The organism is Hydrocoleum sp. CS-953 (assembly GCF_002260545.1).
Lineage (GTDB): Bacteria > Cyanobacteriota > Cyanobacteriia > Cyanobacteriales > Microcoleaceae > Trichodesmium.
Genome location: NZ_LGSU01001428.1, coordinates 1 through 12,929, shown reverse-complemented (window position 1 = coordinate 12,929; position 12,929 = coordinate 1). Strand labels below are relative to the sequence as shown.

Annotated in this window: 5 protein-coding genes and 3 pseudogenes; 2 read left to right on the top strand and 6 right to left on the bottom strand. The window is 40.9% G+C overall.

Features of this window, described 5'->3' with window-relative positions; translation table 11 throughout:
* Positions 1-664, top strand: a 664-nt coding sequence (locus AFK68_RS29445; protein ID WP_246844538.1) for a group II intron maturase-specific domain-containing protein, incomplete at its 5' end; no start/stop codon positions are given.
* Between the two features lie 155 nt (positions 665-819).
* A pseudogene (locus AFK68_RS29440) lies at positions 820-1,593 on the top strand (hypothetical protein); the annotation flags it as partial.
* 526 nt (positions 1,594-2,119) lie between these two features.
* On the opposite strand, the pseudogene AFK68_RS29435 reads toward AFK68_RS29440, so the two are convergent.
* The 6 genes and pseudogenes from AFK68_RS29435 to rpoB all read right to left on the bottom strand — a co-directional run.
* Positions 2,120-4,318: pseudogene (locus AFK68_RS29435) on the bottom strand (DNA-directed RNA polymerase subunit beta''); the annotation flags it as partial.
* 1 nt (position 4,319) lies between these two features.
* Positions 4,320-6,600 (bottom strand): DNA-directed RNA polymerase subunit beta'' (locus AFK68_RS29430; RefSeq protein ID WP_143438422.1); only part of this gene is annotated, 2,281 nt, incomplete at its 3' end.
* Between the two features lie 150 nt (positions 6,601-6,750).
* Entirely contained in the window at positions 6,751-8,769 is a 2,019-nt protein-coding gene (locus AFK68_RS29425) for a DNA-directed RNA polymerase subunit gamma (RefSeq protein ID WP_094677394.1), read from the bottom strand.
* Between the two features lie 83 nt (positions 8,770-8,852).
* Complete coding sequence (locus tag AFK68_RS29420) at positions 8,853-9,209, bottom strand: four helix bundle protein (protein ID WP_094677392.1); 357 nt, start codon at positions 9,207-9,209, stop codon at positions 8,853-8,855.
* 41 nt (positions 9,210-9,250) lie between these two features.
* Positions 9,251-10,383 (bottom strand): annotated as a pseudogene (locus tag AFK68_RS46935) (DNA-directed RNA polymerase subunit beta); the annotation flags it as partial.
* Between the two features lies 1 nt (position 10,384).
* Positions 10,385-12,763 (bottom strand): DNA-directed RNA polymerase subunit beta (gene rpoB, locus AFK68_RS29415; protein ID WP_168186707.1); only part of this gene is annotated, 2,379 nt, incomplete at its 3' end.
* Positions 12,764-12,929: the final 166 nt, after the last annotated feature.

Here is a 12,929-nt window from a genome sequence, read left to right as displayed (position 1 = left end):
AAAGTCAACCGAACAAGGATTTAAGACACTGATTAAACCGTCCTCCAAGAGCATTAAAGCTCACTATCGGAAACTGGCAGATATATGTGATCAGAACAAAAATGCCCCAACTAAAGCCTTAATAGCTAGGCTAAATCCGATGATAAGGGGATGGGCTAACTATTACTCAACTGTAGTCAGCAAAGAGATATTCAAAGAAATGGATAATCGCCTTTGGAAAAGATTATGGAGATGGGCAAATAGAAGGCATCCAAATAAGTCAAAAACCTGGGTTAGAGAAAAATATTTCCCCAACGTTAAAGAAACGAGGAATTGGATACTTAACGATGGTGAATATATTTTAAACCAACATTCGGATGTACCCATAATACGGCACATCAAGGTGAAAGGTAATAAATCCCCTTATGACGGGGACTGGACTTACTGGAGTAGTAGAATCGGTAAACATCCTGGTATGAGGAAAGAAGTCACAACGCTGTTAAAACGGCAAAAGAATAAATGCGCAACTTGTGGAGTAAACTTTAGGCCAAAGGATTTAATCGAGGTTGACCACATCATCCCTGGGTCTAAAGGCGGTAACGACACCTATAAAAACAAACAATTGTTGGACCGACATTGCCACGACTTTAAAACTGCCAAGGATTTAAAAACAGTTAACCATTAAGGAATTATTAGGTCTGAGGTGGAATTTTAAGGATGTGCCCATGAAAAGGGACGACTAAGAGAGGAGCCGTGATGAGGTGAAAGTCTCACGTCCGGTTCTGAAGACGAGCAGGCTCTATAAAGGAGTAATCTGGAAATGAGCTTGCTTAGTTTAACAGAGAAATTAGTAAGAGCCAAGCTTATGCCTTAATAGAATTGGCCAATAGTGCTGATACTTTAATAGATAAAGGACATTTAGACCCCGACTCCATTAATAACTTTAGCAAAAGGGCTTTTGTGGAAACGGCCAAATCTCCCACAGAAGTCCAACAAATGGTCACAGATGCAGCCAAAAAAGGCGATCGCATCACCAGACGGGAGGTCAAGCAACTAGCAGACGAATGGACTGCCGTTAGTTCGGATTTGCTTCCAGACGAAATTAGAGCCAAGGCCACCTCTGGTTCGATGCCACCACGTTATTTAGCTCCCCTAGTCCGGGAAATGGAAAAATTACCAGAATCGCATTTAAGCGCCATTCAAGAGGAAATAGTCCAAAGTCCGGAGGTAGATACCGTCAAGCAACTAACCTCAGATGCTCGTAACCTATCCAAATATCTTGATGCTGCAGCCAAAGTTCAAGCCTTGAATGAATCATCATTGGATATGGAAATGGTATTAGAAGAAGCCTTAAGATTAGAATGTCTCAATATAGTTTCTGACCTAGTAAAACAGTCTGCTCAATTAGAGACAACAATGGCTAAACTTTATAGTAGCTGGAGGCGTGTAGGCAATCTCTCGGAGCGGTTATTTGTGGATACTGGTGCTAGTACACCTCATCTAAGACATTTATTGGGGTGTCTGGACAAACTTTCAAATAATGTTATTGAAATAAGTTTAAGTGACCTCAATAACCAAACAATTCGTTTACAAATACTCTCGGATAGTGATTAATTAGCGACGTAGGGACGTTGTATACAACATCCCTACTGGTGACCACTGACAACTGAATGCCTGAAAACCCAAACAAGTATTTATACCAAATCTGGTATAAATACTTGTTATATCCCAACCTGTAGAGACCTTGCATGCAAGGTCTCTACAGGTTTTTCGCGGTTTGCTTAAAACGGGTGTGTTTAACCCGGATTTGGTATTACTGAATGCTGACGGTTGATAGCTGACAGCTAAATGCTGATTGCTTTCTACAGCACTACGTTAATTAGGGTTTGCGGAAAAAGTCTTATGGGTGAGAGTCAGGAGTCAGGAGGAAGAATTATCCCTTGATTTTTCTGCCTCAGGTCAACCCAAAATCCTGACTTTATACAGCTCTTTAGAAGGAAAACCTTGTACTTTTTACAGAAAGAAAAATGCTAAAACCTTTACCTTTCAATACTTTTAGATTTAATCAGCAAACCCTAATTAGTTAGGACATTTATAAATGCTCAAACGACCATCAGGAATTACTTCTGAATTCAGAATTCTAAATTAAATCTGGTGCATTCTCATCAAAATCATCATAACCATCATAAGAATCATCACTATCATCATCGTCTATTAAATCATCCTCTAAGTCATTAGGGAAATTAGAATCAAAATTATCAGGTGGGAAATCTGAATCAAAATTACCAGGTGGGAAATCTGAATCATCTAAAACTGACCCAAGCTTATCTTTAACAGGAGAAAACTCAGAGATACTATCATCGATAAGTTGACTTTGATTTTGAGGTCCGCTTTGAGAATCTGCAAAATTCTGATTTGCAGGCGATAAATTGAGACTATTTTCCAATTCCAATGAACGCGCCGTCTGATCGTCTAAAACCACACTCTGCAAATCATCTTCCTCAAAAATATCCACATCATCATCCCAACTCTGTTCCAAACGATTAATCTCTGCACTCAGGGCATCTTCATAAGCATTAAACCCAGTACCAGCAGGAATCAACCGCCCAATAATCACATTCTCCTTCAATCCCCTTAACCAATCAGACTTACCCTCAATGGCAGCTTCCGTCAATACCCGTGTAGTCTCCTGGAAACTAGCCGCCGAAATAAAACTATCCGTATTCAGGGATGCTTTCGTAATTCCCAACAACATCGGTGTATATTGAGCCGTTGCTCCACCCGTAATAGACATCGCCTCATTCACCTGTTCCACTTGTCGCAACTCGATCAACTCCCCAGGTAACATAGTAGTATCACCACCATCATCAATCCTCACCTTAGCCGTCATCTGACGCACAATTACCTCAATATGCTTATCCGAAATATCGATACCCTGAGACTGATAAACTGCCTGCACCTGATTTACCAAGAACTTCTGACAAGCCTCAAAACTCCTCAGACAAGCTTCATAAATGCTTTCATGCTCACGGTAATAGTTGAAGAAAGTCTCCAGAATTTCATGGGGGTTTTGAGGTCCATCGGTTAGAGCTTCCCCGACCTGAACACTTTGTCCATCAGCAACAATCACATTCTGTCCATGACCTAAAGGATAATCTGTAATGGTTCCATCACTCGAAACCACGCTCACCTCTATATTATCATCATTAGCATGAACTTGAGCTTGACCAGGATACTTGACTAAAACGCAAGACTCTTTTGGTTTGCGTGCTTCCAACAACTCCTCAATCCGAGGCAAACCCTGAATAATATCCCCAGTCTTAGTCCGCTCAAACACCAGCAGCACCAAACTATCCCCCCGTTGAACCAAATCTCCGTCCATAGTCAGCAAGACCGCACCCGTAGAAACACGATAAGGTCGGCCTTTGCGTAAGATTACCTGATAACTTTCACTCCCATTCTCCAAAAGGATTTTCTCTACCTGAGATACCATACCAGAATTTTGAATAACTGTTCCAGCAGCAATTTCACTACCAGCAACCAACAAATCCCCTGGTGCTACAGATGGTAAAGCATTAACTGGTATTTTAATTAAATCCGCTTCTCGAACTATCAAAACACGACGAATAGCTTCCACACCCTCTCGGATACCCCTTACCTCACCAGATTGCTTAGATAAAATCTCTGTGCGAGCCACCACAGCTCCAGCCTCTATCACATCTCCATCTTTAACCAACAACCGAGTATTCGTACTACCATGAGTTGTATCTGCTACCACATCCCGGCGAATAACCAAAGATTCCAGAATTACCAACTGCAAACGCATTACACCCTCTTCTTCTTGGTCTGGTGATAACTCAATATCAGCAGCCAATTGAGGAGCATCCTCACCAATCTCCAACACTAACTGGGTGCGCAGCAACTCTATAGCCTCTACAGATTTAACCCGTTCCCCATCCTTAAAAGGAATCCGTTGTACCGCCCGTAACTCAATGGAAGAATTAATTGATTTCTGAGAAGGTACACCAGGCTCATCAGGCACATGAAACTCAGTCACAGGTCGCAATAATAATCCAGGACCATCCGGCGTTTCTATATATTCAATGTACTTTAACTCAGAAGTTACCAAGCCTGGAATCACCTCCTGTCCTGGCGTAGCAATTTGACCATCCATCAGAGTTAAATCTCCTAAATCTGTTTGATAGTCCCCACTATGTAGTTCTCCAGGCTTAATTACAACCTCCCTGAGAATATCATTTTTCTGGTGTACTTCTGCGACTCCATTAGACTGACAGAAAATATCCTTAACTATTTCCGTTCCAGCTTCCACATATTGACCNGAATCACCTCCTGTCCTGGCGTAGCAATTTGACCATCCATCAGAGTTAAATCTCCTAAATCTGTTTGATAGTCCCCACTATGTAGTTCTCCAGGCTTAATTACAACCTCCCTGAGAATATCATTTTTCTGGTGTACTTCTGCGACTCCATTAGACTGACAGAAAATATCCTTAACTATTTCCGTTCCAGCTTCCACATATTGACCATCTTCTACCAAGAGCAGAGATATATCCTTATTAATCTCATGACATTCTTCAGGAATCCATAGCAATGTACCACCTTTTACTACTTCATAGCCTTGTTTTGCCTTACCACGCTTCAGAACCTCCACTCCAGCATACTTAATAATCCCACCTGTAGAAGTTTGATAATTTTCGTCTAAAAGTTCAGCAATAACTTCGTGATTACCAACCTTACTACCAGGAGTAACTTTTAGGGCAAATCGTTGATTATCTTGACTCTCAATGATATACTGCTCCCGGTTAGCAACACTCTCCATCCGAACTTTTGCCTGGTCTAGTCGTACACTTGCAGTAATCACCTCAATCTCACGAGGCAAATTATCATGTCCTTCTATAGGTAATGGCAGAGGTGTAGAAGCCTTAACCATCGACCCCTCTAACTCATCCACCATTGACTCTTGAGTTTCTCCAGCCAAAACATTCATACCCGCTTGCTCTGCAGCACCGTACAAACCAGAATCAGGTACTCGCACCACACCACCATGCTCAGTTACCAACTTAGTCTCAGCAATTACACTATTAACATTAATCTTAGTCCCATTCTTTACCATTGGTTCTGCACCCGGTGGCAGATTATACACCTCTCCAGCCAAGACCCATATCAGACCACCTCTTTGAGCAATGCGAGTCGTTACTCCTTGCTTATCCACCTTTTCTTCTTGCACCAACTGAGCAAATTTAACTTCTCCTGCCAAGTCTGAAGCTACCTCTTTTGTTACCTTCTCAGTTGTTTTTCTAACCTGACCTACCTTTGGTACTTCTGCCAAAACCGTCCCCGCCGAAACCTGCTGGTCATTTTGGACCATTAAAATAGAACCTTGAGCAATCGCCACACTTTCCTTACGACCTTCAGCCCCTAATACCATCAGTTCAAAATTATTCTCGGCAATCATCGCCTCATCCCCATGACGAGTCCGAAATGACCTAGCACGAACATTAGACGGATACTTAACTACACCTGGAAACGACGCCACAAACTGACGAGCAACTTCACCCGTAAACACACCTCCAGTATGGAACGTCCGCATAGTTAACTGTGTACCAGGTTCCCCGATAGACTGAGCAGCAATAATCCCAATAGCCTCTCCCATATCAACCATATGACCATGAGCAAGACTCCACCCATAGCAACTTTGACAGACAGAACGCGGTGACTCACAAGTTAAAGGAGAGCGCACAAATACCTTTTCCACACCTGCTTTACCTACTGCTTTAGCCAAATCATCCGTAAACACTTGATTCCTGACTGCCTGAATATCACCACTACTAATAATTTCTCCTGTTTGTGGATGTTTGAGATCCTCAGCTAAAACTCTGCCTAACAGTCGATCCTTTACCGGAATCAATACGCGATCGCCATCTTTCATACTCGTCACTATCACCCCTCGTTTAGTGCCACAGTCTGCTTCCCGAACGATTACATCCTGAGAAACATCAACCAAACGACGAGTCAAATAACCAGAGTCAGCAGTTCTCAATGCTGTATCAACCAAACCTTTCCGCGCACCATAAGAAGAAATAATATACTCAGTTACAGTTAAACCCTCCCTGAAATTCGTCTTAATTGGCAAATCAATAATTTCCCCCTGTGGATCTGCCATCAAACCACGCATCCCCACCAACTGACGTACCTGGGAAATATTACCCCGCGCTCCAGAAAATGCCATCATATAAACTGAATTTAGAGGGTCAGTCGCTCGAAAGTTACGAACTACCTCATCTTTAAGATTTTCACTGGTACTATTCCAAGTATCAATTACTTTTTGAAAGCGTTCTACTTCAGTAATTTTTCCTTTAGTATAACGGTCAGTTGTATTGCGGATTTCTTGCTCTGCTGCATCTAAAAGTTGTCGTTTAGAAGGAGGTATTTGCAAGTCATCTACACTAATAGAAACTCCGGCTTTTGTAGCATAACGGAATCCTAAATCTTTCAGCTTGTTGGCCATCTGTGCAGTTCTTGCTGTACCGTAATTCTCAAAAGACCAAGAAATTAGCTTTTTTAGTTGACCCTTATTGATAACTCTATTATAGAAAATCATAATTAATGGATAATGAATAATGGACAATGAATAATTAATAATGGATAATTGATAATGAAAACTATAGTTATCTACCCTTATTTCGGAAGATTTATAACGCCAATCAAACTAGGAATGCTATATTTATAATTATCAATTATCAATTATCATTTAGAGTACACTTTGAATTGTTTGATTGAGAATTATTCGACCAGGTGTTGTTACCACAAACTGTGTAGTTAGAACTCCATTGCTCTCCCGAACTTGGCGAGATTTAATATAAACCTTCTTAATCTCGACCTGTTCAATATAATGGATTCTATACAAATGATAAGTCTTCACCACTTCCCCATTTTGCAGATTTTGCTCCGACTTCAACTCTCCCAAATTATCAGGTAATATTTTGCTATCCAACGGCATCCAATAAGTCTTCATCATCAGCTCATCAGATATCTGTTGTATATCAGGAGGCATTTCTTCTGGTTTATCAGTTTCAATCTCCACGTCAGGAGGTAACCTCAAATATATATAAGTATGCAAGTCTAGCTTACCTTGTTCATAAGCTAAAACTACATCATCAGGATTAGCAAAATAAAGGTCTTTACTACCTTGGAGCTTATGGTTTTCTGCTGTTAGATAATAACAACCCAATACCATATCTTGAGAAGGCGTAATAATTGGGCGACCAGTTGCAGGAGACAAAACATTATTCGATGCCAACATCAACAACCTCGCCTCCGCTTGCGACTCCAGAGACAGTGGCACATGAACCGCCATTTGGTCACCATCAAAGTCAGCATTAAATGCCGGACAAACTAAAGGATGTAACTGAATTGCTCGACCTTCTACTAAAATAGGTTCAAAAGCTTGAATACCTAATCTATGCAAAGTTGGAGCGCGGTTTAACATCACGGGATGACCATCTATCACTTCCTCTAACACATCCCAAACATTCGGGTCTCCCCTTTGAATCAGTTTTTTGGCAGCTTTAATATTATTAACTAACCCCTGACGAATCAAGCGATGAATCACAAATGGTTGAAACAACTCAATCGCCATTTCTCGTGGTAAACCACATTGATTAATTGCTAACTTCGGTCCGACAACAATTACCGAACGCCCAGAATAATCAACCCGTTTACCTAACAAGTTTTGCCGGAAACGACCCTGTTTTCCTTCAATAATATCGCTCAAAGATTTCAGAGGTCTGTTATTTGCACCTACGACGGTTCGACCCCGACGACCATTATCAATTAAAGCATCAACTGCTTCTTGCAACATTCGTTTTTCGTTGCGGATAATAATTTCCGGTGCTAATATTTCCTGCAACCTAGCCAAACGATTATTCCTGTTAATTACTCGTCGGTAAAGGTCATTCAAATCGCTAGTTGCAAACCTACCCCCATCCAACTGCACCATCGGACGCAGGTCAGGAGGAATCACTGGAATTGCATCCAAAACCATCCATTCTGGTCTCGAACCTGTAGCAACAAAATTATCAATTACCCGCAAACGCTTGATTAACTTGGCTCGTTTTTGCCCTTTGGAATTAGCAATTTCTTCCCGTAGTTTTTCTGCTTCTACTTCTAGATCTAGATTTGCTAATAAAACTTGTAAAGCTTCAGCACCAATACTAACCTCAACCCCTTCTATTGCTGAATCTTCGCTATAGATTTGGTCTTCAATTTCTAGCCAAACATCTTCTGCTAACAGTTGTTTATAACTTAAGCTTTCATGATTTCCTGGTTCTAATACAACATAAGCATTGAAGTAAACAATTTGTTCAACATCCCGCAATGGCATATCTAACAAAATTGCCATATAACTTGGAATACCCTTGAGATACCAAACATGAGTTACTGGTGCTGCTAACTTAATATGCCCCATGCGGTGACGGCGCACCCGTGACTCAGTTACTTCGACTCCACATCTTTCACAAACAATTCCACGATGTCGGACTCGCTTATACTTTCCACAATGACATTCCCAATCTTTCGCCGGACCAAAGATGCGTTCGCAAAACAACCCATCCATTTCTGGTTTGAGAGTCCGGTAATTGATAGTTTCTGGTTTGGTTACTTCTCCTACCACAGTACCATTTGGCAGGGTTCTTTCTCCCCATCCACGAATTCTGTCTGGAGAAGCTAACCCAATTTTGACGTAATCAAATCTTTGTTCTAGTTTTGGCACGGTAATAATTGATAATTGATAATTGATAATTGATAATTGATAATTAATAATGGGTAATTAAATAATGGAGAATTGATAACTTTTTATTGGTCATTTGATTTGGTTGATTTGATAATAGTTGTCAGGAGTTTTAAGAGTTCTATACAATCTTGATTAATTGAGTTAAATCCTTTGACATCAATGTAATCTGAGTGATGTAATAGTTCTAACCAATACAGAGTCTCATTAGCCTCTTTCAGAGCAATAGCCATTTTGTGTACAAAGTCGGCACGACTTTCAGCCTGTTCTGCTTCGCGCACCAAAGCTCCAATTGCCGTACCACTACGAAGTAGCTGCTTTGATAGAACATACTCCTGTTTCTCTTGACTAAGATACTTTGACAATTTAACAATTCTTAATGCAAATACAAATGATTTTTCTTTAACTACATTATTTGTCATAGTTAATTATCAATTATCCATTATCAATTATCCATTATCCACTATTCTTCATTTTCACTTGATAATGATTCATATACAGGACGAGATGGTGTTCGCTTTCCTGGTATATCTGCCATCAAATCAACCTCCACATCCTGAGTAGTACCATCATCCATAGTTTCTACTTTGTGGGCAGCAATATCCAAACATAGAGACTGTAACTCTCGCATCAACACCTTGAAAGATTCAGGAGTACCAGGTCGTGGAATTGCCTTTCCTTTAACAATTGCATTCAACGCCTCATTTCGACCCTGCATATCATCAGATTTCACAGTCAACAACTCTTGCAAAGTATAAGCAGCACCGAAAGCCTCTAATGCCCATACTTCCATTTCTCCAAAGCGCTGACCGCCTTGTTGCGCCTTACCACCCAAAGGTTGCTGTGTCACCAGAGAATAAGGCCCTGTGGAACGAGCATGAATCTTATCATCAACCAAGTGAACCAGTTTCAACATATAAGCAACTCCCACAGTCACCGGACGGTCAAACCTTTCTCCTGTCCGCCCATCATAAACCCAGAGTTTCCCTGGATGGTTCTCATCAAACGCCCAATCTTGACCAGAATTATCCCTGGCTAATTGTAACATTCGATGCACTGTTTCCCTTGACTTTTCTGCACCGTGCATCTCATCAAACGGCACACACTTAAACCGCACACTTAAAATTTCACCCGCCCATCCTAACAAGCACTCAAAAATTTGCCCTACATTCATCCGCGAAGGTACACCCAATGGATTTAACACCACATCTAAAGGTCTTCCATCGGGCAAATAAGGCATATCCTCAATGGGCAAAATTCGTGAAATAATACCCTTATTTCCATGTCGCCCCGCTACTTTATCTCCTACCTGAATCTTCCGCTTTTGAGCTACATAAACTCTGACCACCATATTTGCTCCTGGTGGCAACTCATCTCCCTTTTCTCTGGTAAATACTCGGACATCAACGATACGACCTTTTTCACCATTGGGAACTCGTAGAGAATTATCTCGTACATCCCGTGCTTTCTCACCAAAAATTGCCCGTAACAACTTTTCTTCTGGAGGTTGGTCAGATTCTCCCTTGGGCGTCACCTTACCTACAAGAATATCCCCAGACTGTACCCAAGCACCAACACGAATAATTCCTTGTTCGTNAAATACTCGGACATCAACGATACGACCTTTTTCACCATTGGGAACTCGTAGAGAATTATCTCGTACATCCCGTGCTTTCTCACCAAAAATTGCCCGTAACAACTTTTCTTCTGGAGGTTGGTCAGATTCTCCCTTGGGCGTCACCTTACCTACAAGAATATCCCCAGACTGTACCCAAGCACCAACACGAATAATTCCTTGTTCGTCTAAGTTCCGCAGACCATCTTCCCCAACATTCGGAATTTCTCTAGTAATTTCTTCTGGTCCTAATTTTGTCTGTCGGGCTTCAATTTCAAACTTTTCAATATGAATAGATGTATAAACATCATCATATACCAAGCGCTCGCTAATCAGAATCGCATCCTCATAGTTATAACCTTCCCAAGGCATATAAGCTACCAAAACATTCTGACCTAAAGCTAACTCAGCACCTTCAGTAGAAGAACCATCAGCCAATACCTGACCCGCCACTACTTGGTCTCCTTCATATACCAGAGGTCTTTGATTTAAGCAGGTATCTTGGTTAGACCTTTGATATTTATGTAGTGGATAATCTGTTTCATTTCCCTCTTTATCAATCACAGATATCTTAGTTGAGTCTACATAGCTAACTTCTCCATCCGTCCGGGTAACAACTACCATACCTGAATCGCGGGCAGCTTGAGCTTCTAGACCTGTTCCGACTAGAGGTCTGTCTGGGTTTAACAATGGCACCGCTTGTCGTTGCATATTGGAACCCATCAACGCCCGGTTAGCATCGTCGTGTTCCAAAAACGGAATTAATGATGTGGCCACTGAAACTACCTGCACTGGGGAAACCGCCACATAGTCTACTTGTTGGGGACTGGTCGTGGTAAAATCTTGTCGGTAACGTACTGGTACAACGTCCCCCAAAATCTTCCCTTCCGCATCAGTCATAATATCCCCTGGTGCCACCCGCAAATCATCTTCTGCATCTGCTGTCATATATATTGGTTTACCATCGCGCAACACCCGACCATTTTCTACTGGATAATAAGGGGTTTCGATAAATCCATAACCGTTGACTTTAGCATGGTTAGCTAGAGAGCCAATTAATCCAGCGTTAGGTCCTTCTGGTGTTTCAATAGGACAAATCCGGCCATAATGGGAAGGATGGATATCTCGGACGGCAAACCCAGCTCTTTCTCTGGTTAATCCTCCAGGTCCCAAAGCTGATATTCTTCTTTTATGGGTCAGCTCTGCCAATGGATTGGTTTGGTCCATAAATTGAGACAATTGAGATGACCCAAAGAATTCTTTGATTGCTGCTACTAATGGTTTTGGGTTAACCAATGATGTTGGAGTTAATGTGTCTGCTTCGGATACGGTCATCCGCTCCCGAATAATTCGCTCTAAACGGTTTAAACCGACTCTGATTTGGTTTTGCAGCAGTTCTCCTACGCTTCTAACTCGTCGGTTTCCTAGGTGGTCAATATCATCTGTCTGACCAATGTCATATTCTAAATTAATTAGATAGTCAATCGAAGCTAATATATCTTCTTTAGTTAATACTCGTACTGTGTTTGGCAAGTTTAACCTTAGTTTATTATTTAGCTTATATCTTCCTACTCGCCCTAGGTCATACCTTTTTTGGTCAAAAAATCGACTGTGGAGTAGTTGTTCTCCACCAGCTATAGTAGGTGGTTCCCCTGGTCGTAATTTCCGATATAGTTCTAATAGGGCTTCTTCTTCTCCGTATTGTCCTTCTTTTTCTATAGTTTTTTGGAAATAATCGGGATGTCTGAAGGAGTCAAAAATTTCACTGTCTCCTAATCCCAAAGCTTTTAGTAATACTTGGGCAGAAAGTTTACGAGTTTTATCTATTCTGACCCAAACTAGGTCATTTTTATCCGTCTCAAATTTTAGCCATGCACCTCGGTTAGGAATTAGACTGGCATTATATGTACGTCGGCCACTTTTATCTGTCTCGGATTTATAATAAACTCCTGGAGAACGGACTATTTGATTAACAATTACCCTTTCAGCTCCATTGATAATAAATGTCCCCCTATCTGTCATTAGGGGTAGGTCTCCAATAAATACTTCTTGTTCTTTTATTTCCCCAGTTTCTTTGTTAATTAAGCGGGTAGGAACGTACATTTGTACTGCATAGCTGCTGTCTCGGCGTTTGGATTCTTCTACACTATATTTTGGTTGTTTTAGTTTATAGTTTTTGGCAATAAAGTGAAGTTCTAGCTTGCCTGTATAATCTGTAATTGGAGAATAGCTTTCTAGTTCTTCTATTAGTCCATATTCTAGAAACCAGCGAAAGCTTGCCCTCTGAATTTCAATCAGATCGGGCATATTGAAAATTTGCAGGTTACTTTGGGTATCAACGTTTAATTTTTGATGAGTCATTCTTGAGTATCCTAGTGGGAGATAAGTTTTTTTAAGAGTTTATTTTCTGGGAAAAAATCGTGAATTAAAGTTCTACAATATTAATTTACTATTGTGGTACTTTATACATTAGTAAGCTAGTTAATATTATATTTTTATAACTGTTCTCAATAACTAAATATTTTGC